Origin of the sequence: Ruminiclostridium josui JCM 17888 (genome assembly GCF_000526495.1) — a bacterium.
Lineage (GTDB): Bacteria > Bacillota > Clostridia > Acetivibrionales > DSM-1351 > Ruminiclostridium > Ruminiclostridium josui.
The window spans coordinates 3,531,864-3,555,099 of the sequence record NZ_JAGE01000001.1 but is presented as its reverse complement, the minus strand read 5'-3'; the positions used below and the strand labels follow the sequence as shown (position 1 = coordinate 3,555,099).

Below are 23,236 nucleotides of genomic sequence, written 5' to 3'. Positions count from 1 at the left end.
CACTAGCCTATAATGTGTATTAAAATATATCTACAATTCAAAATGGATCTATTATTAAATGATCTTTTCGTCATCTTACACAAGACACTAGTAATGTTGCAACTTATTTTCCAAATTTGATTTTTTATTTACGAATCAAATATTTTTGAAAAGTTACTACCTTCATGTATATGCCAAAATATTCATTTCTTTGATTAAATCACTAACTGTTTATTGCAATAGCTTTCTGTAACGAAATGCAATGCAAAAGTGTAACACCCCAAATTGTATTTAGTTGTTAGATTGTTTCATCAGTGAGTGCTTTAACCGCCAGCTGTCCCGGCCAAAGACTATCAAATGGCTGTGATGGACTAACCTGTCGATGAGGGCCGCTGTAAGCTGATCATCATAAAATATTCCGTTCCACTTGCTAAATTCAATGTTTGTTGTGATTATCAGGCTACGCTTTTCGTAGCAGTCTGCAATAACTTGGAACAGCAGCTGAGAGCCCTCTGCATCGAAGGGGATGTAACCCCATTCGTCACAGATTAAAAGGTCAAGTTTACTGAGCTTCTTTAGCATCTGTACCAGTGAGCCATTGGCCTTTGCTGCTAATAACTCATTGACCAATGCAGCAGTTTTGTAGAATCGGACATGTTTGCCTTGCATACAGGCTTCTACACCGATTGCTGTTGCCATGTGACTTTTGCCGGCTCCGTTCCTGCCATAAAGAATTAAATTTTCCTGACGTGACAGGAATTCAGCCTGTTTCAATAAATCAATCGTTACGCCTGAAGGTAGCGTAATATCTTCAAAATCATAGCCGTTAAAAGTTTTAATGTTATCAAAACCGGCTTTCTTTAAATATAGGTTCCGGCGTTTGGTATTCCGATATATGATTTCGGCTTTTAAGACCTCAAGCATATATTCCTGATTCGTTGCACCGTTTGCATTTATTGCATTTTCTGCAAACCGTGCACTAAGCCTAAGCTGTTTGCAGCATTCAAGCAGTTGTTCCTTCATTGGCTCACTTCCTTTCCAAACAGACTATCATATCTTGAGTTATCTGTTTTGAAGGATGGTACTTTTATGTATGGATTTGTGAACTGCATCGGTTGCAACTGCTGCACTTTGTTTGTCAGTCTGTAATAGCTTGCCAGTATGCTGTCAGAGTCTTTTACTCCACTATCCAGTGCAACTTCAAGTGCATTTGCTGCAGCTGCAATATCATGCTTCTGAAGCATTGTATTTAGAGTAAGGAGGGCTTCCCTCTTCTTCTCTGGTGACAGCTCTGCCAGGTAGTTCTGCCATATCTCGGGTAGTTCCTGATAAAAGCCTGTATATTTAATTGCATTGGGGCGTTTAGCCATTAATGATATATATGGTAGCCAATCCATTGACTCCCCATCCTTCTCATATAGTCTGCAATGGGTGACAACGGGATTGTACTTAATATCCATTATTGTGACGCTATCACTTGTAATTTCAAGGTATACATGTTCTTGTGCCAGCTTTGGTGATGATGAATATAGATTGGTTTCAAACATTACCTTTCCATATTTATCGGCCTTTGCAGCTTGGAATCTGGATACTTTAAAATCAATCGGATTCATAGGCAGCATAGCTTGTCTGTCTGCTTCAAACAGGTCTGCAATCAGATGTCCCTTACGGTAATGCTCCCGCTGCATATCCCTTTCACAGCATTTAAGGAGCTTTCTGTTGAACTGGTCAAAGTCCAGTATTGTGGGGACTGGAACAAACATATTCCTGCGTTCATAACCTACTTTGTTTTCAACATTGCCCTTTTCCCAGCCAGCAGAAGCATTGCAGAAAACTGGTTCAATACCGTAGTGTTCAACAAACCGCTTGAAGCCTTCAGTTAAAATTCTGTCCTTACCGCTGCCGATATGGGCAACAGCTGCTGATAGATTATCGAATACCATACGGAATGGAACCTTGTTCATATGCTTCATGATATTTTTTAGCCCTTGCAACAGACATTCCTGGTTCTCACCCCGGAATGCTTGGCAATATGCTCCGTTGCTTTGTGGAAAGGAAACTGTCAGCTTCCGACCTTCTTTCAAAGTATTGGAGTTATCATAGTAGAAGAACTGACAGAAATCTACCTGTGCCTCACCGGCAGGGTGTTCCAAAGGGATGTACCCCTTAGACTTTTCTGCGTACAGCTCTTTCTTCTTCTTTGATACATAATATTGGACGGTCCTGAGCTTAACTTCAAGCTGACCCGGATATTCATTTAGCAGACGTTCATAAACGCGTTTTGCAGTATGTCGCTGTTTACGGGGTGCTTTAAGATCGTTCTCAAGCCATTCATCTATTATTGGCTTAAGTGGATCAAGCAGGGATGGAACTTCTTTAGGTAGTAGTGTTGGATTGTTGAAATCCTTCATATCCAAATATTTCTTAACGGTTTCGTAATGGTAACCGGAGCGTCGCATGATTTCACGGATTGAACACCCTTCCACATCATGCATTCTTCTGATATACTTTATATCGTCCATTGATAACATCCTTTCTGTACCTCCTTCAGTTCGTCAGACAAACTAAAGGATAACTCAAATTGAAGGGTGTTACAATGGACTTTTACATCGCAGACCGTTACACTTTTTGGCTGCACTTTGTTACACTTTCAGATTACACTAAACACTAACCTTACTTAGACACCCCAATTGTTGCAATTAATTTTCCAAATTACTCTTCTGCTTTACAAGACCTACTAATTTTTAATAGATAGTTTATGTCCTATTGCTATGTCAATTGACAATAAGCATAAAAAAATAGGGGCAAGCGTACTTACTTACCCCCAATGTGCCTACACTATAAACCTTCATTAATCGTTAGCTTTATATATTATCTGAATGATGAACTCGTCATCTTTTGGAAATACATTAACCTTTACAATATTCTTTATTATTTCAATGTCTACCTTTATTGCAGAGACCTCACATGTTACCGGAAGAGCTATTATTTCATTTTTGATGTCCTTTATAATCTGTTTTCTAGTATATTGAGCATTATGTTGGCTATAATCAGTAATTATCCTGCAATCGCACCATATTCTATAATGTTCTCTCGTAACCGAAATATTTATTGATTCCAAATTTTTCATCATATTCATTCACCCCAATATTTATTTCAGTCATGAGTTTTTTCTAATGTTCATATGAGATTTTTTAATAGTTATGACATAATCAGATTTGATTGAAATACTCCCATTTTGCTGGAATTCATCTTTCAGCATCTTAAAAATCCATAACTGAACAACCTATTGGAATTCATAATGTATCCCAAACTTTATACATACTTTTTAAGTTTATTTGCATTATAGAAAATTTTATTTTTTATAATCAACGCTTATAGGTCAATGACCAACAAATTTATACTTATCTGATATTAACCTTAATTTAACCCTGAGCATAGAAAATGCCGCATTATAGCGGCACTCTCTATGTTCAATATTTGTTTAGTGTAAATCCATTACAGTGGCATTTGGAATGTAGAATGTTCTTGAAACGTACATGTTCTGCATTTCTGGCATTACAATGTCCACTTCATTATGCCTTGCCACAAAACCCGAAACCTTGCCACTATGTATAGTAGGTTTATCATTTAGCCTGAACTGGCTTAAATATGCCTTCATAAACACATCACTAGCTGAATCTTTAGGAGGCGTAAGTTTTGGATCAAGAGCAACTGAACGTGTAACGGGCTTATTAAAACCGACTGTATATACAGTATCTGTTTTCATAACTATCACGCCTTCCCATGCTTCATTGTACCATTTATCGTCTCCAGACACTACATAGGAATTTATTGTCTTATCACTACCCTTATTTCTATCAATAGCAGATATAAAGTTTGTTATTAGTTTTGTCCTGTTATCTAACTCATTTACCTCTACTTTAGTGATGTTAGCTGCGGTTTGAGTCTTTGATAGTGTTTCTAATATAATCCAATTGACCCCATCGGTACATTTACTGATTGCTACATTCCCATTTATGTCTGATTCTACTTTATAATACGTCCTCGTCTTACCACTCTCATTGATTATATCTAAGTCTGCCTCGTTTGCATAATTACTATTAGCTGCCGTTCCACGTTTTAACCAATATTTAGGGTCGCTTGATGTTTTATTGCCATATACATCTTGACCACCAGCTGCATTTAATTTTATTCCACTAAATGCATTTGATTTTGTTGGGTCTTTATCAATATATTGCACCACATCTAATGCTTCAATAGATGCTTTAATTTGATTATTTATGTCATTATCCCTTGCTATAGCTGCATCTAAACTAAAATAACTATCCCCTGCTGTTAGCGCACCCAATAAATCATTGGGAATATATGTCTGCCACGTTGTCACTCCAACTTTACTTGCATTTGCCTTTGTATCCAAAGTATATATTGCTCCACCCGGTAATACACTGTTTTTTCCCCACTTGCTTACTGCTCTTGCATGAGTACTCCATTGATTAGAATTTAATGTTAACGAATTTGTAGTATTAGTATTTGTCCAGCCTACCTCGATATAATCCACTGGTTTTATAGTAGACTCATACCCAGCCAATACATTTACTGGTATGGATGCCGTATTACCAGGTAAATCATATGCCATTTGTACATAGGGATAGAATTTAATTAAATTCCCACTAGGAACAGCATACCCTCTAGCCGTGTTAAACCTTATTCCATTGATTACAAAACTGCTAGATGAGAATGTTGATCCATTATCACCTTTATTAGCTACACCTATAAAAGATTGCACCCCTAAAATTGCATTGTAATCAGCTGTATCTACCGTAGAGTGAATTTGTGTTGCAGAATCATCACCGTCTGTAAATGTTGTTGAATAGTCCGCGCCATCATCATTTGACTGTCTTAACTGAATGCTTATATTCTCTTTATAACCACCTGTTGTATTTCTTGGCTTTTGAGGTGTTTTCCCAATCGGCAATCCTAAATCTTTTACCAAAGGGTTATTTACATTTTCCTTGTAAGATGCTAAAGTTGGTAAATCATTTGCTCTCCATACTGAGAATTGCAAATTAGGAGTAAGTGTACTGCTACCCCCGCTCCAACTAGCTGTACCAGTTTTAGTATTGTTAACATACTTAGGAACAAATCCACCTAAAGTCGTGATAGCATTTGTATTTAAACTATTACTTGCCTGTACTACATATTTATAAGAGCTATCTACGGGTGTACTTCTATCGTAATCATCATAGTAATAATCATCAAAATCATCTGTAGTGTCTAATGGTGTTCCGTTCTTATTCCTAAAATCAACCCTATGTGAATGTGAACCCGTTGATGAATAACTAAATCCAAAATCCGTTAAACTTCCAAATGAAGTTAAGTCATATGCTTTTGTTATTCTCTTTTCAGATAGTATTAAATCTCCTGTTATATTTGAGTTGTTTCCTACAGGGGCAAGAGCAACTCTCGGTGGAACATTATAGTAAGCATATCCTTCATTAGTTACCCCCAAGTTAGCTGCACATCTATCTACAACATTTGCTATCCAAGTTCTAAAACCGTCAACTCCATTTTTGAATGTCATCATATTCTTATCATACTTGACTAGGAATAGTTCTATGTATGTATCCTCAAACGCGTGTCCCGGCTTTATAGCAAATACACATGCGTATATATGTATTGTAAATCCTTCATCAAGTATTTTATCTTTAGATACTCCAGTTATCATACCCCCGAAGGTTACAGCATTATTTACCAACTCTTCAATCTGTTCTTTACTATGTGTAACAGTACCGTTTACTGCTCCAGAAGACCAATCTCTTTCATTATATAAACCTGCATCATATAATATATTGTTATGTTCCAATACATATTGTGTTGGAGTGAACCCCCAATAGCTACCCAATAATTCCGGCCAGCTAGCTGGAGTTTTTACACGCCATTTGTCAATTGAAGCACCGGTCGTTTTAATCTCTCCATCTTTTTCGTCTGTAACTATGGATGCTTCGCCTGTTTGTTGATTGTAAGAGGCTCCGTTACCAGAACCAGTATCACCTTTGTCATCAGGAACTGCCATTACGAAACTCGTGCTGCCTAAAATTGACATCAATAATATAAAGGCTATAAGCCTCTTTAGTTTTTTCATGTTATTTTACCCCCTATTCCACCACGTCAAATTCCCATCTGTCTATCGCAATGTCATTTTTATTAACATTATGAGCACCGATTCTCAAATAAACTTTATACACTTTATTTGTCTCGTAATCATAGAATACTGCGTGAACATGAAACCTTCCGTCAATTATCTCAATCCTATCTGCACTAAGAAAAAGGTCTGCTTTGCATTTATCCTTTTTTTCTATTGCTATCTGTTTTACTTCTGCCATATCCTCTGCGCTGCCAGTTGTGACATATTTAACAAGTTCAGCTTCCCATTTATCCATGCTCTCTACATTTGTAGCATCATAGTTAAGGAAAATATTCAAGAAGTTAGCGGCAAATAGGGATGCATCCGTTAGGGTATAACCAGTGTTCCCAAATTTCAATCCATGATTCGTTTTCTTATTATAAATCGGACTATTATTGAATACTTCTTCCGCTCTGGCTACACCCGCTGCATCAATTTTAGCTTCGTTTTCTGCCTCCCATTTCTTGTCCGCTTCTTCCCTTGCTTCTGCTGCTTGCTCTTTATATTGAGTTGGATTCTCATGATATGCTTTTATTCTTAATGCCATCGTAGCAAGCTGAGCACGTGTGGCATATTCACCAATTCCAAATTTCTTTGAACCGTTCGGTAAACGTCCACTACCTTCTGTTAGATATTCATTATAGGCTGCATTTATCCATGCTGCATCCTCTGGTTTTACATCACCAAATACTATCTCATTGCCCTCGAAAGGCTGAATCGATAATGCTTTACAGGTGTATTTAATCATTAATTCACGTGGTATTGCTATAGTCGCTGGAACAACCTCGTTTTTATCAACTGCTCCCAAAACCCTACAAGACTCAATAAATTTATCATACCATGGAATTGAATCCGGTTTATTGTTGATACTTTCATCTAGTATCGCTGAAATAATCTTCAAATACTGTGCATATGTGATATCCTCATGAGGAGCGAACTTATTATTGCCTACACCAGCAATGATTCCTAACCTACGAGCTTCATGCACATCTTTAAAGTACCAAGCGTTTGCAGGTACATCACTAAAGTTTTCAAATACTTTCTGCGAAAGTACTGGTTCATAGATCTCAACTGCGACAGTATTACTTTCGTTTACCAAATTGGTTAACTCCGTAGAAGATATAGCAAATGCACTAGTGAGCTGGCTTACCAAAATAACCAGTGTCAACATCGGTATTAAAATTGTTCTTTTACTTATAAATCTTTTATCCATCTTAAGTGACCTCCCTTAAATATAGTAATTTACTGCTTGTTTGTTTAGATATTTGCATAGTGCCTTTAATATTAAGGCTCTATCTCCTTTAGACTCCTTAAAAACCGAATAGCTTCCTTTGCCTCTATACTAATTCCTTCTGTCCATATCCCAAGATTAATGCAGTATACTCGAAATTGTCCGTGAAGCGTATTTTCCGAGTTGGTGCATATCTCTAAATTATTGGGTCTATTATCACATCCATTATAATTCTTATGATTTATATAGGCATCCTTTATATTTGCATTATCAAATAGCCCTAATGCAACGGCTGCTACAACATGATTATAAATGTTTATCCTGCTACCAGGTAATTGGAATTGTAAATAGTCACGAACGAGCCGTCCTACTCCATTACCCCAAAAACTCCATTTATTATCCTTATTTAACCTCAGCCTTGTTATCGCACCATTTGTATAGCTGTAAAACAGGCCATCTTTTCCGTTTGTTAATGCTACTCCATTTGGAAAGTATTCTCTATTCCAGCTCATTAATGCTCTTATGTTCCGTATCTGAGCTTCCCTTTGTGTCATAGGTATCAACCTCCTTCCTAAACTTTTATTAATCGTAAATGTCCATTTCTTTAAGCCTCACAATTACACCAGACTTTGACATGCCTACTTTTTTACCAATGTCATTTGGTTTATAGCCGCTGAACCAAAGTACAGCTATGTCATAATTATCAATGTTTTTTCTGCGTTTATCGGGGTTACTATCTGGCATAATCCCAATTTCAAATAACGTTTGCTTAATCACCTCCAGCCCCGCCTTATTTCTTGCATCTTTTACCTTTTGAATAACCTCTTCTCTACTCATTGCATCCCCTTCTTTCTATACAAATTCAACACTTTATCTGAAAACTCTATTAACTATTCAATCTACAGTACCTTTCTAGGATCCTAAATAAAAATTCACTGTTTTCTTTATTAATCTAAAAAAGTGAATATTAATTCATCAAGATCCGCTTTACTTTCTTTAATGCAAAGCAAAAGCCACATCTTTTTATTTGATGTGGCTTTTGCTTTGTACTGTCCATATGATAATGTATTAGATCTATTCTTGCGATTTCTTATATTGATTACCTTTTTCTTTAGTCTCCCACAGGTTCATTTTTTGAAGCCTATTAATTACACCTTGTTGACTCATACCTACCATTTTACCGATTTTGTATGGTGTAACCCCTGCACTAAATAATTCAGCTATTGTTATATTACTAACCTTCTTCTCAGCAGGCTTAATTTTTCTATTTTTTACGTACTCCTGCTGTATCTGTAGTGGATTACAGCTCTTGTCTTCTTTTAGCTGTTCAATTTCCGCCTTTAATCTTAGATTCTCCACTCTTAGCATGAGCTCCTCCTTATTCATGTGAATCCTCCTTTTCTGCTAATGCAGAGCAAGTATTATTTTACAACTTGCTCTTTATTATTTTAGATAATCTTTCAGCTCAATGACTAAGTTATGGTCTATTACACTCGGTAAATCTATGTTTGCTACTATTGCATCTTTGTTTAAGATTTCAATCACGCAATCTGTAAGCCTTTTTGCAATACTACCATTAAACACAATTTTAATATTGCCTGCTCCAACAAGATTAATTTCATCTTTCAACTGCAGCCTAATTCTTTGCTTTGCAGATATTCTCCTTTTTCCGATTAAATTTCCATCAGACAGGTTGTATATTCTGATATTCTTTCTTTTAACAAAGACCACAGCTGCAACCAATAAAAATGTTCCAGCAACTGCAGTAACTGGTATAACCGGTATGTTCTTTTTAGTTTCAGTCCTCGAACTACCCATATCTAAAACAAACATTACAATCTCTTCAGGTTTTTGTTCTGATATTTCTATTATGCCTGCTTCAATCATCCTCTGATTACTTATATAATTCCTTATTTTCTCACCGTCTATTATCTTGCTACTCTCACCTATACTGATTTTAATCTCTTTTACTAAAATCAAAGTATCTGTATACTTTTCATCAGCCAAATATATTCTGTGAGCGCCCATTGGAACACCAATAAATTCAAAATTGCCATCATCATCTGTGTAAGTTATTATTGGTTTAGAATGAAGTTCAAGCTTTGCATTTGATAATGGCTTACCATCAGAAAATACAATTTGGCCTCTTACTATTCCCAACGTTTGATCTGTATCTGGTATTGACTCCGGTATTGGTACCGTTGTCGGCTTTGGAGTTGGTTCACGTATCGGTTCAGGTGTCAGTTCAGGTGTCGGTTCAGGCGTAGGTTCGGGTATTGGTTCAGGTATTGGTTCAGGGGTAGGCTCAGGCTTCGGTTCAGGTGTTAGTTCAGGCGTTGGCTCGGGTGTTGGTTCAGGTGTAGGCTCAGGTGTAAGTTCGGGCGTAGGTTCAGGTGTAGGCTCAGGTGTTGGCTCAGGTGTCGGTTCAGGCGTAGGTTCGGGTATTGGTTCAGGTATTGGTTCAGGGGTAGGCTCAGGCTTCGGTTCAGGTGTTAGTTCAGGCGTTGGCTCGGGTGTTGGTTCAGGTGTAGGCTCAGGTGTAAGTTCGGGCGTAGGTTCAGGTGTAGGCTCAGGTGTTGGCTCAGGTGTTGGCTCAGGTGTAAGTTCGGGCGTAGGCTCAGGCGTAGGCTCAGGCGTAGGTTCGGGCGTAGGTTCAGGTGTAGGTTCAGGTGTAGGCTCAGGTGTAGGCTCAGGTGTAGGTTCTGGCGTAGATTCCTTGCTGTACAATATATCAATTGTTTGGCTCGTATCTGTCAAAGTAAACCAAATCTGCCTTGCTTTTTCTCCTACTAACTTAAATCCTTCAATAACCTTATTTACAAAATACTCAAATTTACCCATGGGGATATCTTTTATTTTTTCATCCTCTGCTAACTTTTCTCCTGTAGCTTCATCTTTGAAGCTGACAGTTAGCTCACCTTTGATTGCTTTGTAAATAAACTCTACTGTTTTATTCTTCCCGGGAAGAACATCAACCTTGTCATACGATGTAGGTTCAAGTGCGATGTACCCATCAACTGGTTTATTGGAAATCTTATAACCCCCTACCAGGTACTCGATTATTTCATTTGGGACTATTTCATTACCTGCTTCATCTAAATACCTTATCGTAATTGTACCTTTAGGTGCTTCGATTAATTTGAAATGTGCTACAGCTGTTTTTTCCTTGTCCATTACAATTGCTGTATTTTGATTGTATTCTTCTACACCATCAATTACCCATTTATCAAATATGTATTTCGGATTTGCTTCACAAGAAATATCCACTTTACTGCCTGACATATATGGTAATCCTAATCCAATCGTTTCCGGTAATATTCTCCCGCCATCAGTTGGCACTACCGAAGCATTCAATTTAAACAATGGTAAAACAGGTGCTTCTTCAAAGTATGCTGTAACAACAGTATCAGCCTCCATTTTTATCTGTATAGACGCACCAAATGATTCTACGCCATCAACTTCCCACTTTACAAACCTCACACCCTCTGTCGTCTGAGCTGTAAGTGACAAGTTTGTACCTTTATCAAATGTCATTTCACTGCCTTCTACACCATAGGACATAACCATTGTAGTTTCGTTTAGCAGATCTACAGATCCTAAATTTGTTGGGCTTTTATTAATATTCAATTTTGGTTTTGCTATTTCCTCAAAAAATGCTGTCGCAATCATATCACTGTTTAGAGTTATTGATATCCATGGGTCAAAATACTCTACTCCGTCTACAACCCACTTAATAAACTTTACTTCATCAGTATTTGCATCAAGAATGATATTTGAACCAGTATCCAGTCCATTCATTATACCTTCTACACCATAAGACCAAGCCATGTTATACAACATATTTACATTACCTATATTATTTGGCTCCTTAGCTATAGTTAATGCTGATTTTCCACTTGTTTTGAAATATGCTACTGCTGTCGTATCTTTATCTAATGTAAAAACTGCATACTGATTAAAGTTCTCTACTCCATCTATAATCCATTTTTCAAAAGTATATCCTGCGTTAGGTGCAGCTGAAATTGATACATAAGAGCCTTTTCCATATGCTCCTCCACCGTAGGCCTGTCCACCTTCAACAGGGCTTGAACTTGTTGTAAGGGTGTAATTGTCTGTAAAATCAACCAAATCACCTATAGGCTCATCAAAGTCTACAATTGGTTCCGGTGTTATTTTGGGTAGTGGCGTATCATATTTTGTACTTGGATTAGGAAATTGATTCTCTTTTTTAACATAATAATATGCTTCCACGTCCGTTCCATTATCTCTTACTTCATAATGAACGTCAGGATATGGTTGTGCTATATATGCCCCAGGTATTACCAATCTATTCCCAGCAACTCCCTGCACATAGGCATCCATTGGATATGTTACGCCATTAACTTTGAATTCATATGCACCGGAAGTCATTTCAACTCTGATTTTTTGTTCGTTAGCTTGTCCTTTAAACGCTATTCTGTCTATTGTTGCCGTTTGTGTCTCTTGAGACCAGTAGACTATTCCTCCTAAATCCTGATTTACAAATCTTATGAGTATCATTACTCTACCGTTTTCACTGACAAAGGGCTGAGCATCTGGAAAGTTTACACGCACATCGTCTACAAAAACCTTTATTCCTACAGGTTCAAAATACGCTATTACAGTTGTATCCTTTGTTATTTCTATAAACCTTTCTGGATATGTAAAAGTCTCACCATTTATATCCCATCTTACAAACTTATATCCTAAATGAGGAATAGCATTAACAGTAACCTCTGTGCCTTCAACGAAAATCCCCGTAGATACTATAGTGTCTGGATTGGCATTAACAACTTCCTTAGCTTTTATTGTGATGTTTCCACCATATCCGGGATCCACAGCAGTATTTAAGTTATATTGCTGCACAGGCTCCATATATACCGTAAATGTTGTATCACCAATAATCTCATAATTGTTAATGGTTGAAACAGTCATTGATTCAAAGCTGTCTGTGTATTTACCATAGGGGAATTCGTCTCCATAAACCGTCGCATAAAACTCTATGTCGTTAATGTTTTCTTCCCAAACAGTTACACCATTTGCTTCAACTTTTTTTACCTTGTAGTTTGAAACATTTGAAGCCTCTAACGATACTGTGTCTCCAATATTCATTTGCATAGAATAACTCGTCTCCCCAACTATCCCAACACGAATCTGGCCTGTTGTGTTATTTGTAAGATGCGGTGATGCGTAACTTCCTTCTCCTACTACATTGACTGCTACATTGCATTCCAATGACTGCATTCCTATATCAGCAAAAGCTACCATCACATTTGAAAATGCAATTAATATCGCCAGTATTATTGATAGTGCTCTCTTCATTTTTATCATAGTAATAAATCCTCCTTAAAACCAGTGGCGTGCCTTTTCTCCGGCACGCCACATCAAATTATTTAACGTTTATATCAACCATTTTTTCCTTGTAACCCGCTCGCTTGAGAATTAATTTATAATCACCTGCTACCAAACTTAGTTTGAAATATCCCTCATTATCTGATAAGCAATTATACAAATCCCCAGTTGTTTTGTTTTCAGCAGTTACATCCACACTTTCAATGCCTTCCCCTGTTGCGATATCGTATATTCTGTCTATGTACTCAATTGCTTGCCCAGTTGTGACTTCATTAATGGCATCCTCATCTTCCTTTTTTTCAGTTAAACCTTCCACGATGTCTGGTATATCCTCATTTTCCTTTATGATTGGTGTATTCGTTTCTCCTGCCTCTTTATCTACATCAGTTTCATCAGTAATATCGATTTCAGTATTCACAACAATTTCAGTGCTATCACTTTCACCCCCATCCCCCGCATATACATTTACATTGCCGCTAGAAACACTAAAAAGTAGTACAACTGTTGCTAACATTGATATAATCAGCTTTCTTTTCATCTTTCTACTCTCCTTCTTTTTTATTTAAAGTTATAACCCTTTTAAATTACTGATAATCGTATTTACAAACTGTAATATTTCATCATACAAGGGTATGCGCTCCATATATTTGATAATTTTAGATGGTAGATTAAAACCAAACCACTGATTTATGAATATAGTTCCAAATGTCGAGACATAAACAGTTGTCAAAATTGTTACTGCTTTTCTGATGCCTTTTCCAACTGCTTTTTTAACATCATAAACGGTATGTTGTAGAAATGTTGGGTCTATTTTTGTCTCTGTTATGTGTTGAGTCTCTAACTTACCATTATTGATATTAATATCAATTTTTATAGGTGTATTTGGCTGGGGCTGAACATAACTCCCTTGAGTCGGTTGGGTTGTTAACTTTGTTTCGACTGATGAGACCAAATCACTTTCACTCGTATTGTCAGTTATTTCAATGGGTTCCTCACCTTCAGCAGCATCCTCTATAAAAGGATTACTTTTTTCATAAGGTGTATATAGAAGCAGTGCTAAAGTCTCTAATTCACTTATTTGCTTCTCAATTTCTTCATCTGCATCAATATCCTCATTAAACAGTTTCATTAGATTCCTGTAGTGTTCCTTTGCTTTTTGTACATCCTCACTCCATTTAATAAATGCTTCTGTATCTTCTTCTACATGTGTATTAAGTAATATTGAAAGAGCCTCTTTTGCCAACTTTATTTCTCTTTTTAAATTAACAAGGCTTTGTTCTTCCTCTTTACTGTCCGTGTCAGAACTGTTATCTGTTTCCTCAGCATCGAAGAATAACGATTCAGCAAAATCATTATTATTTTTCAACTGCTCCTTTTCGTCTGAATCATGATGATTTCTTAATGGAATAACACTTCCCATGTATATCCCTCCTCTCATATCAATTCATGTAAAGCTTGGATTTTTCTAATGATTTGATTACCTGTTCCTCTTTAAAAGGCTTTGTAATAAAATCTTTTGCCCCTGCCATTAAACATTCCTCTATAATTGGCTTTTGCCCTACTATTGCTGAACACATTATTATGTAAGTCTCACCCAGCTTAATGATTTCCTTTGCTGCTACTATGCCATCCATATTCGGCATAGTAATATCCATGAAAATAATGTCAGGCTGCAAATGTGAATACATTTCAATTGCTTGTATTCCATTTGCAGCCTCGCCAATGATTCTGGCATCAGGTTGTTTTTCAATTATTTCTTTAAGTATCATCCTCATAAACAAGGAGTCATCTACAACCATAACATTACACATTATCGTATTCCTCGTTTTCGATCGGCTCTTGATTGTCTCTCATATACGCCACATAAATTTAATATCTCAAAACCAGCTATGCTTACTATCCACCCTGTCACTCTTAAATGCCTCATAATATACTCTATTCCAAAGTGATTCATCATTACTCATTCTCATTTGTTTCTCCGCATCTTTGTAGCAGAGCCAAGCCCAAAACAATACTCCCAGTGCTATGCAAAAAGCAATTACAAGTAACATCATGATGACAACCTCCTTAAAAGTTTTTAAATTTAATCAAATTTCATATTTTTAATCAAACTTAAGTTGATTTTGCAGATTGGAAATACAAAAAAAGAGACCACATATTTTTTAAGCTATGTAATCTCTCTATATTAGTTGTAATTTAAATATCACTTGATGTATTTGATACCTATTAATTTATGATAAAAAAATATCCCACCAACGCATACCATTGATGAGATGAAATAATATTTATTGCAAATGTTTATTTAAAGGAGGCTGTCATGCGATTATAAGTTGAAGTCCTATAAACTAGAATACTCCTCGCCACCCAGCAATAGCGATAGGCGCTCTTTTCGTTCAATATCCTGTTGTGTCAAACCAAAATTGGACGAGAATAACCATTTAATGTAACCAATGATATCTGGTGATATCTCCTGCTCAATTGCTCTTTTTTGCGTTTTTAAATACAGAAGTATTATTCCTATAAAATCGGCAAAAGTATTATCTTCAACCGTTGTCTGCATAACACCCTGAGGAAGATTTAAGTCTATATTGCTTAGTAGCTTAACATCTGTATATTTAAACCTTACTTCGTCCAGCTTTTCTTCATAGAAATCCATACCAGCATCTTTGTAATATAAGATATCTGTAATAAACTTATCCCCAAAGATATATGCTATTTTATTTTTGTCTCTCCATACCTTGGTTCTTACTGTTTTTTCGCTTTTACATTTTAATGCTTCTGCCACACCTGCTATTGTTATATATTTATTACTTATGTAATACTTGCTTTCCTTTGTGATGAACTTATCATTATTCAGTATCAAGTCCAAAAAACCTTGCAGGAACTTAATTTTCCTGTCATCCAGATCATAGCGTTTTGTTATACCTCTAGGCTTATTCAGTATTTTTCCATTATCTACAAAGTCATATACAAGCCCTTTCAATTGTTTCATAAGTTGCTCATTCAATTACCTCACCCCCATGCTAACCCTAGAAAATATTACTGGTCAAAATTCCCCCTGAATCCGCTCTATACTCTTCGATTGCTTCTATATTAAATACATCACCGTTTATATAGCTGGCCACCTTTACTAAATTATCCTGTAATTTATCTTCCGATAAACTGTTAAAGAAAACTAAACCTTGCTTCTCTAGCTCTACATAATCCTGTACTGAAATGCCCCTATTAATATTAATTTGATACTTTTTTAATTTGCTAATGAGGTCTAGAATGCAAAATTGCTGTCTATATGTAGCAAACTCAACATTATCAGCAGATTGGTTTTTATAGTTTCCATCAATAAAACGTATACAGCAAAACTCGCTTTCAGGCACTCCATGAAATGCTAGAGTGATAAGCCGTGCTCGTCCTATAGTGATTTCTTGTCCATTGGATCTTAGCCTAACAAAGTGGAATGCTTTATCAGTGTCATTTTCATAAAGAGGTATTGGCATAAATGATTTGCCAACTTTTTTACTCTTAACTACAGTTCCGTCATGATAAACCTCTATTCTTACATCACTGTCTAACTCAAAAACCACCATGTTTTCTGTTCTATGTATCACCTGTTTTAATATTTCTTTTTCAAGCATTTGTTACTTCCTCCCCTGATAATTAACCTTTTTACCCTCGTTCTTAGCTAAAGGCCAAATTATATACGACATCAAACCTGCAACAACTGCAATAATCAAATTAGTTAAAAGGCTTCCTGTAATAATCATGTAATCACCCCTTCCTTTTTCATCTTCTCAATTCTATTTCTGATTGCTTGAAAACTGCATTTTATACCTCTGTTATTGTAATCTTTATAAATCTGATGTGCATTGAACCCAAGAGCAAGCAATCTTTTAATCTCACTGTCCTTAATATCTTTCCTTTTGCTCCTACCTTTCTTCTGCTGTTCTATCATTTTTTGCCCTAGATTCGCTAAATTATTAATCTCTTCATTCTCTCTCTTCAATCTGTTGTTTTCAGCCACCAACTGCTGAATAACACTTACCTTTACCAGCCTCATTCTTTCATCTGCCGGATCATCATTTTTTATTAATTGAATCATATCATTTAAAGAGGCTACCTCTGCTTTTAATCTCTCATTTTCTTTGAGAATCTCTCTGACCTTGTTTTGGCTTTCATCATCGATTAAAAGGAATTTCTGTAAGAATAACTTTTCCTCTAAGTCGTTAATTTTATTAGCTTGCTCTTCAATCAGTTTTTCTTTGTCTACGCGCTCTCCATCAGCGATTCTATCTATTACGTTATTAATTACATCACGTTCATGCTCGGTTAAACCCATGTTTTTCCGATCATTTAATAATAGCTGGACAGCTTTAAATGAATTTAAAGAAATCTCTTTGAGAATGTTGGCTAACCTTATTGAATAACCCAAATTTCATACACCTCCATTTTCGTCTATATTTCACATCTACTTTTATATCTACTAATACGTATATTTGTAAGCCACAAAATGAAATAAAAAAGATTGCATACTATCCATACCAGTAATGCAATCTTTAATAAAGTAACTTGAGAAGTTATTTAGCTGCTTCAGTATCTTTTTGTCCATTATTCTTTTCTTCGTCTCTTAATTTGCAATATTTTATGAATTCTTCAATATCATAATTCATATCTATTACATATGCTAAGTCTTTTGCAGTATAGTCTAATTTAATTAGCTGTCTTAATTGCTTTTCATTAAACTGAGGTTTCGCTACCTTTCTTACTCGCCTTATGAGCTCAAAGTCACTGGTGATTATGCTCTTTAATATTTGTATTCTCTCGTCTTTTTCTTCGCAGACTTTCTTTAACTTTTTGTTCTCTTCAACAAGCTTTATTGCCCTCTTATATTCAGTTTTATTACATAATTTTATTGCTTCAGCTTGATCAGATAACTTGTCTTGTAAGAGAAGATTTTCTGCTTTTAACCTCATAATTTCATCCTGCAGGCTTGCTGCCTCGCTATTAATAATAGCAACTGACTTATTCATTCTGATTTCCCCCAATCTCAAATAGTTTATTTTATTTGCAACATTTGTAACTTAAATTCTTCTGTCCTCCCTTCTTTATAGAAAGTCATTTCTTAAATAAATTGACAAGGTTACTTATTCCCCTTGCCAATCTAACTGTTCCGTATGCAACTCCACCTATTGTACCTGCTAAAAATCCTACGCCTGCATATATGGCTGCTTTACCAACGCTTGGATTATTTTTAGCCATAAACATTTTTCCTGCCATTGATATGGAGCTTTTTGCAAGCTTCCAACCCCAAATGTTTTCTCCAGCTGCTCTTTGCTTCCACTTTTTATTACTATGATTAATACAATGAAGATCCATATCATTTGACATTTTACTTTTTTCCACCAGCTGTTTTGTTGAAAGTCTTTGTACTGATAACCTATTAATACCTATGACTTCAGAATTTTCAGTTTGTATGTAAATAAACTCCAGCTTTTGAGCCATTTTGAAAAGCTGTTCTATTGCATTATCTCCAAACTCCATGACTGCTACGTTCAGCATTTCTTCATCTATACGCAGTTCCCTTATCATAAAGAATTTCTTAAATAGGCTCCTAAATGACACCATGTCCTTTAGCCTTATACATTCAAATCCGCCTACTACCCCATTTAAGTTCACTATCTTTCCATTTATGTATAGCTGTCCTCCATATATGCTAACCCTTGTAATATGAGCTCTTTTGTACCCACGACTTAAAATACAGTCTATAATTGAGTTCCAAATTTTCTTTATGTATCTTTCTGCTCCAATAGGTGTATTCAGCATTATTTTTTCTATCCATGACAAGGAGCCTGCTCCAGCATTGCGACAATCAATGCTATTCTCATTATTCAGCTTTGAATAGTTATTTATTTTTGTTGTGTCAAGTATACTTAATCTGCCATTTACACCTTTCATGCTTGTTGCAGGCTGATTATTATTCTCTACTATTACAGGATAAATATCCTCAATACCCATTGCTGTGTCATTAATAGCCTTCATTATTTCTTCATCTGACATATCACCTAAATTACTGGTGTCCTTTACATTTACACCTGTCTTACCATCAACCTTTTGCATTTCTATAGAACTTTCAAATGCTTCCCTTGCTTTTCTTTCTATCTCCAATTGTTTATCATTAACTATTCTTTTCGCTTGTAAATCATTAAACATTGTACTTCCTGTATCAGGCTTGATGTTTGCAATTTTATATGATGATTTATTCTCAGCAGGAGCTTTTTTATCTTCATATGAATTAAACTCATTTACAAATGTACCAGAGTTGTATTTGTTCTCAATTTCTCCAGTGCCTACACCGCAGAATCCTTTATGCACAGCTGCGATTATCGCTTGGAACTCCGGAGTACTCTTCACAGAATTCAACAAAGCTGAGAAGTAGGAGTACCTATTCTCAGGTAAACCTTTTCCTACTGCGTTCAAACAATTTGTTAATACTGCTTTAGCGTCCATTCCAGGGAAGCTTGGGTTCTCTGAGTTGTCTATTCTTAATGCTCTAAAGGTTGTTCCTACACCGTTCTGTTCAAAACCAAAACGGCCCATACCCATATTAACGTATGACCTTTCTTTTTGTTCAGTGATAGGACAATCTATTCCACGAACGGTACCACGACCCCAGAATGTATTTAACATTTTCTTTCTGAAGTTCTTACCTTCGTCTCCGCCCCATGCTTTGTCACTCCATACTGTATCAGACATCATTATGTCCTGAGTGATACCCATAAACTTTACACCGTATGTTGCACAAGCTGCTAAGCAGGCGTTTAATCCCTTAAAGGTAGATTCAGCAAAATCAGTTACTGTCTTTATTGCCTTTTCCTGGGGTGTCATATCCTTTTCACTTTTCTTACCTATTCTTATACTGCCTACAGTACCTATGAAGGCTGCTATCTCGTCAAATACGAAAAGTAAGCTAGGGTCGTCAGGAGTTGCCAACTTATTCTTATCAAAGTCCCTCTTACCTGCTATTTCCCTGTTGCTCCATACAAAACTCATTGACTTTAACCAAGCTAATGCGTCCAATATGTTCAGCAGGTGAAGTCCTTGTTGCATACCCTGAGGTAACCAAGCTCTTGCATCTCTCTGTACTGCAAAGAATCCCAACTCTTTATATAGGTCAGAACCTTCTGGTTTCCAGTCTAAGAAGGTAGGTAATACACCACCACATATACCCTGTATTAACAGTGAATGTGATAGACAAGTTTTACCCGAACGTGACTTACCGCCTATAAGGTTAAAGGAGTTCTGAGCGTCCAGCCAGTCCATTGTTAGATGCTTCTCACGAAGCGATGAACCAACCCATATTTTCTTAAGGTTTCCTAAGTCTTTATATTCAGGTAAAGCTGTTCCAGGCCACTCGGCCACTGTAAACTTCTTGTTTTTTGTGATACATTCTATAGCCCACCAATCTTGCCTGTTATAAGGAGCATTATCAATTTCACCGAAGGAATCATAGCCAGTATGTGCTAGGAATACATCCCTTATTAATTTCCGTTTGCTTTTTATTAACCCTAAAGTAGAAAATATGAATGTAGCTGAAAAATCTGCTCTACGAACTGCAACAAAATTTGTCAGTGCAAATTCTTCATCTTCCTTGATATTGTAGTTTACAGAAGCAAATGCCTTTTCTAGTGCCTTAATTTCCCTCCTTGTAAACTCAAAACTCGCTCCAATTTCTCTTAATATATTTATGCTTTCAGTCCTACCTCCGGCGTATTCATCCTTAACTTCCAGTGTCTCTTTTGTGCCGGATAATTCTTCATCTTTAAACTGTTTCAGCTCATTTATAAGTATTCTTACAGCTTGCTCTGATTCTGCATCCAACTGACCACTGGTTAGATCAGCTTCTGCTTCTGCAATTTGCCTATTTAGTGTTACATAATCAATACTGTTTACGTTTTTTACACCAATTCCATGTTCCATTTCTTTATTTATAGGCTGTTCATTATCAATTTCCTCGTTTTCAACAAAATATCCGGTGTCCTCTATTTCTAAGTCAATATCCTCATCAATTTTTTCCATATCATCTAATAGAGGTATAATGCTGTCAGCCTTGAAAGAGGATAAACCACGCACAAACTCTTCATAGGATACATCTCTTTTTCTTTTTCCTGTCCATTCTTCTAATTTTGACATGCCCTTTTGTAATTCTTGCAGATTTGTAAATAATCTCTTTAGTTCCGGATATATTACCTCAGCAGCTTTAAAATCTTCACACCGAATTTTATTTATAAAAGCCCATTTACTTATAGTGTCATCAGCAAGAACAATAAATGCCTCCGGATTTCCTCTAATAAGTCCTTCTTTTGAACGGTCAGAGTATATAGCCTGAGCAATATCTCCATACCTTAAGTACATATTATATTTCAACCGCCTTGCACTAGCTTGGGAACCTGATAAACCGTTTATTAACTGTGCTTTTTGCTCAGCTATATTCATTCTATACTCTTGACTCAAGCTACCCACCCCCTAAACCAGCTATTCATGTATAAATAGCCGTGCATTGCTACTGATCTTCCCTACTGATATTATTCAGTAATGCATTACTCATATTGCATACCTGTCTTTACTAAAAACTTAACAGCTCCTGCTTTTAAAGCCAGTTTTTATTTTCCTACTGTATCACTTGTTCCATTAACCCCTTATTTCACATCTAATAATTATTAAATAATATGTAACTTTTTAGGCTTAAAAAGCAATAAAAAAAGCTACAACACATTTTAAATGTTGTAACTTATTAGAAAATATTAAATTCATTTTATACCCGCCAGATTACCGTTTAATTATCTATTGGTATCTTCACTTGTAGTTTTTGACCTGAAAACTATTTGAATGCTTTTTACTCCGTGTAATCTACCTTTGTATCCACCCTTATAGTGTTAGCTGCTCCATCCCATAAGACACCAAAATTAATTTCTGCTGCTACATCCCTTAATTTAAAGTAATTATTACCGTTTATATTATAAGCAGTAAAATTAACCAGCTTGCCATTTACATATATCTTAGATGTAGTTAGCTTTGCGTCCTTTTCAGTTGGATTTTGAGCTACTGCAAGTTCACCACCGGTCACAGTGTATTTCTTGTTCTTAGTTATCTGTATAGCGTTATTTGCGCCATCCCATTGCACTTCAAAATTCTTTTTGGTTCCGTTTATAGCCGCTGCTATGTCTCTCAATTTGAAATAGTTATTACCATTGATATTATATGCCTCAAAAGCTACTTTTTTACCGTCTATTACAACACTTGACTTTGTAGGCTTAGCTTTTACATTTGCAGGAGGTGTTTGTTTAGGTGTTTCTTTCGGTTTATTAGGGTCAACTATAACAAGGTTACCGTTCTCGTCTACTACTATGGATATTACCCCACTGTTATCAGGTGTAGGAGTTGGAGTCGGTTTAGGCTGTTCTGTTGGTTTAGGTGTTTCTCCACTTGAAGTAACGGGTACCTCTAAACCTGTTAGTGACAAGTCTAATTTGCCCTCTCCCGGATATTTGATAGACTTAAAAGCTTCTGATAGACCGAAGTCATAATCTGTCGTTCCAATATCCTTAATGTATTTTGCATATCTTGGTGTGCCTATTTCCATTAAGAAATATTGTCTTTCTCCAGGTCCCTTTACCATGTCCCACTCTCCGTCTGCCCTCGGCTCCGCATGATAAAGTACCTGCTTACCGTGATTTGCTTTAAGTGATACAGAATATGTTAAATCCCACACTTGCCATTTACCATCCACATGTACTATGTTGAATATATGATATCCATCTTTGGTCATTATGGGTGACTCTTTCACACCCAACCGCTTGCATACCTCATGTACAAAGTTAGCAAATCCACCACATACAGCCGCTTTATTTATTAATACATCTTCAGCCGTTTGACCTAGAACACTTCTGTCGTATTCACACTCTTTAGCAATTTTATCATTAATGTAACCAAGTTTATCTTTTATGTTACTGAACTTGTCTGTTTCTGCTATCAGCTTGTCTAATGCCTCATTTAACTTGTCTGAATTGATATAGTCTTTCATCGTGCGTGTCACGGCTTTTATCTTAGTGATATTTCCATCTTTTGTGACGGTCAAATCCGCTACTGTACCGTCTAACCTTGATAGTATAGTATTTACATAGTCGTCACCATTTGATTGAATTGCTTTAAATTCCACACCCTTGAGCCATATTTCTGTTGTAGTCTTTCCCGCCATGTAGTCATTATAGATTCTATTAGCTACCTTGTAATATACCTCGGGATATTTTAAAGTAGCCCTGCCTTCTGGGCTTAAGCTGCTGTCTATACCTATATTCTCATAAGCGAAAGCCGTACTGCATAGACTCACAACCATTACCAGTGCTAATACAAGTGATAATAAAGATTTTTTCATTGATTTCCCACCCTTTTGATTGTTTTTTTAGTAAATTTTGTAT

General features: G+C 36.2%; 20 protein-coding genes. All 20 read right to left on the bottom strand.

Features of this window, described 5'->3' with window-relative positions; genetic code table 11:
• Positions 1-270: 270 nt before the first annotated feature.
• The 20 genes from istB to K412_RS22820 all read right to left on the bottom strand — a co-directional run bounded on the left by istB (position 271) and on the right by K412_RS22820 (position 23,193).
• Complete coding sequence (istB, locus tag K412_RS0116105; protein ID WP_024833243.1) at positions 271-1,002, bottom strand: IS21-like element helper ATPase IstB; 732 nt, start codon at positions 1,000-1,002, stop codon at positions 271-273.
• Positions 999-2,501, bottom strand: coding sequence for an IS21 family transposase (istA, locus tag K412_RS0116100; protein WP_157833822.1), 1,503 nt, complete (start codon positions 2,499-2,501; stop codon positions 999-1,001). Before istA ends, istB begins: the two co-directional genes overlap by 4 nt.
• A gap of 329 nt (positions 2,502-2,830) precedes the next feature.
• Positions 2,831-3,112 carry a hypothetical protein gene (locus tag K412_RS0116095; protein ID WP_024834050.1) on the bottom strand — a complete coding sequence of 94 codons (282 nt, stop codon included), beginning with the start codon at positions 3,110-3,112 and terminating at the stop codon, positions 2,831-2,833.
• A gap of 351 nt (positions 3,113-3,463) precedes the next feature.
• Positions 3,464-6,124 carry a hypothetical protein gene (locus tag K412_RS0116090; protein WP_024834049.1) on the bottom strand — a complete coding sequence of 887 codons (2,661 nt, stop codon included), beginning with the start codon at positions 6,122-6,124 and terminating at the stop codon, positions 3,464-3,466.
• A 13-nt stretch (positions 6,125-6,137) separates the two neighbouring features.
• On the bottom strand, positions 6,138-7,379 hold the full coding sequence (locus K412_RS0116085) for an S-layer homology domain-containing protein (RefSeq protein ID WP_024834048.1): 1,242 nt from the start codon (positions 7,377-7,379) through the stop codon (positions 6,138-6,140).
• Positions 7,380-7,450: 71 nt separating this feature from the next.
• Complete coding sequence (locus K412_RS0116080) at positions 7,451-7,951, bottom strand: HNH endonuclease family protein (RefSeq protein WP_024834047.1); 501 nt, start codon at positions 7,949-7,951, stop codon at positions 7,451-7,453.
• 28 nt (positions 7,952-7,979) lie between these two features.
• Positions 7,980-8,234, bottom strand: coding sequence for a hypothetical protein (locus K412_RS0116075; RefSeq protein ID WP_024834046.1), 255 nt, complete (start codon positions 8,232-8,234; stop codon positions 7,980-7,982).
• A 237-nt stretch (positions 8,235-8,471) separates the two neighbouring features.
• On the bottom strand, positions 8,472-8,783 hold the full coding sequence (locus K412_RS0116070; protein WP_024834045.1) for a hypothetical protein: 312 nt from the start codon (positions 8,781-8,783) through the stop codon (positions 8,472-8,474).
• A 57-nt stretch (positions 8,784-8,840) separates the two neighbouring features.
• Positions 8,841-12,746, bottom strand: a complete 3,906-nt coding sequence (locus K412_RS21470; protein ID WP_024834044.1) for an InlB B-repeat-containing protein — start codon at positions 12,744-12,746, stop codon at positions 8,841-8,843.
• A gap of 58 nt (positions 12,747-12,804) precedes the next feature.
• On the bottom strand, positions 12,805-13,305 hold the full coding sequence (locus tag K412_RS0116060) for a carboxypeptidase-like regulatory domain-containing protein (RefSeq protein WP_024834043.1): 501 nt from the start codon (positions 13,303-13,305) through the stop codon (positions 12,805-12,807).
• Between the two features lie 30 nt (positions 13,306-13,335).
• A complete protein-coding gene (locus tag K412_RS0116055) occupies positions 13,336-14,187 on the bottom strand; it encodes a hypothetical protein (protein ID WP_024834042.1) in 852 nt (283 codons plus the stop codon).
• A gap of 19 nt (positions 14,188-14,206) precedes the next feature.
• A complete protein-coding gene (locus K412_RS0116050) occupies positions 14,207-14,578 on the bottom strand; it encodes a response regulator (protein WP_024834041.1) in 372 nt (123 codons plus the stop codon).
• Between the two features lie 66 nt (positions 14,579-14,644).
• Positions 14,645-14,821, bottom strand: coding sequence for a hypothetical protein (locus K412_RS22355; protein ID WP_157833837.1), 177 nt, complete (start codon positions 14,819-14,821; stop codon positions 14,645-14,647).
• A gap of 284 nt (positions 14,822-15,105) precedes the next feature.
• A complete protein-coding gene (locus K412_RS0116040; RefSeq protein WP_024834040.1) occupies positions 15,106-15,774 on the bottom strand; it encodes a hypothetical protein in 669 nt (222 codons plus the stop codon).
• A gap of 22 nt (positions 15,775-15,796) precedes the next feature.
• Positions 15,797-16,399, bottom strand: a complete 603-nt coding sequence (locus K412_RS0116035) for a hypothetical protein (RefSeq protein ID WP_024834039.1) — start codon at positions 16,397-16,399, stop codon at positions 15,797-15,799.
• A 3-nt stretch (positions 16,400-16,402) separates the two neighbouring features.
• Positions 16,403-16,528 (bottom strand): hypothetical protein, encoded by a 126-nt coding sequence (locus tag K412_RS22955; RefSeq protein WP_278244544.1) that lies wholly within the window; start codon positions 16,526-16,528, stop codon positions 16,403-16,405.
• Entirely contained in the window at positions 16,525-17,193 is a 669-nt protein-coding gene (locus K412_RS0116025; protein ID WP_024834038.1) for a hypothetical protein, read from the bottom strand. Before K412_RS0116025 ends, K412_RS22955 begins: the two co-directional genes overlap by 4 nt.
• Positions 17,194-17,338: 145 nt before the next feature.
• Positions 17,339-17,791, bottom strand: coding sequence for a hypothetical protein (locus K412_RS0116020; protein ID WP_024834037.1), 453 nt, complete (start codon positions 17,789-17,791; stop codon positions 17,339-17,341).
• A gap of 85 nt (positions 17,792-17,876) precedes the next feature.
• On the bottom strand, positions 17,877-21,272 hold the full coding sequence (locus tag K412_RS0116015; RefSeq protein ID WP_024834036.1) for a hypothetical protein: 3,396 nt from the start codon (positions 21,270-21,272) through the stop codon (positions 17,877-17,879).
• A gap of 382 nt (positions 21,273-21,654) precedes the next feature.
• Positions 21,655-23,193, bottom strand: coding sequence for a stalk domain-containing protein (locus K412_RS22820; protein ID WP_024834035.1), 1,539 nt, complete (start codon positions 23,191-23,193; stop codon positions 21,655-21,657).
• Positions 23,194-23,236: the final 43 nt, after the last annotated feature.

Bases quoted from the DNA above. Each gene is read 5' to 3' on its own strand.
- istB (WP_024833243.1), bottom strand. From the start codon at position 1,002: ATGAAGGAACAACTGCTTGAATGCTGCAAACAGCTTAGGCTTAGTGCA.
- istA (WP_157833822.1), bottom strand. From the start codon at position 2,501: ATGGACGATATAAAGTATATCAGAAGAATGCATGATGTGGAAGGGTGT.
- K412_RS0116095 (WP_024834050.1), bottom strand. From the start codon at position 3,112: ATGATGAAAAATTTGGAATCAATAAATATTTCGGTTACGAGAGAACAT.
- K412_RS0116090 (WP_024834049.1), bottom strand. From the start codon at position 6,124: ATGAAAAAACTAAAGAGGCTTATAGCCTTTATATTATTGATGTCAATT.
- K412_RS0116085 (WP_024834048.1), bottom strand. From the start codon at position 7,379: ATGGATAAAAGATTTATAAGTAAAAGAACAATTTTAATACCGATGTTG.
- K412_RS0116080 (WP_024834047.1), bottom strand. From the start codon at position 7,951: ATGACACAAAGGGAAGCTCAGATACGGAACATAAGAGCATTAATGAGC.
- K412_RS0116075 (WP_024834046.1), bottom strand. From the start codon at position 8,234: ATGAGTAGAGAAGAGGTTATTCAAAAGGTAAAAGATGCAAGAAATAAG.
- K412_RS0116070 (WP_024834045.1), bottom strand. From the start codon at position 8,783: ATGAATAAGGAGGAGCTCATGCTAAGAGTGGAGAATCTAAGATTAAAG.
- K412_RS21470 (WP_024834044.1), bottom strand. From the start codon at position 12,746: ATGATAAAAATGAAGAGAGCACTATCAATAATACTGGCGATATTAATT.
- K412_RS0116060 (WP_024834043.1), bottom strand. From the start codon at position 13,305: ATGAAAAGAAAGCTGATTATATCAATGTTAGCAACAGTTGTACTACTT.
- K412_RS0116055 (WP_024834042.1), bottom strand. From the start codon at position 14,187: ATGGGAAGTGTTATTCCATTAAGAAATCATCATGATTCAGACGAAAAG.
- K412_RS0116050 (WP_024834041.1), bottom strand. From the start codon at position 14,578: ATGTGTAATGTTATGGTTGTAGATGACTCCTTGTTTATGAGGATGATA.
- K412_RS22355 (WP_157833837.1), bottom strand. From the start codon at position 14,821: ATGATGTTACTTGTAATTGCTTTTTGCATAGCACTGGGAGTATTGTTT.
- K412_RS0116035 (WP_024834039.1), bottom strand. From the start codon at position 16,399: ATGCTTGAAAAAGAAATATTAAAACAGGTGATACATAGAACAGAAAAC.
- K412_RS22955 (WP_278244544.1), bottom strand. From the start codon at position 16,528: ATGATTATTACAGGAAGCCTTTTAACTAATTTGATTATTGCAGTTGTT.
- K412_RS0116020 (WP_024834037.1), bottom strand. From the start codon at position 17,791: ATGAATAAGTCAGTTGCTATTATTAATAGCGAGGCAGCAAGCCTGCAG.
- K412_RS22820 (WP_024834035.1), bottom strand. From the start codon at position 23,193: ATGAAAAAATCTTTATTATCACTTGTATTAGCACTGGTAATGGTTGTG.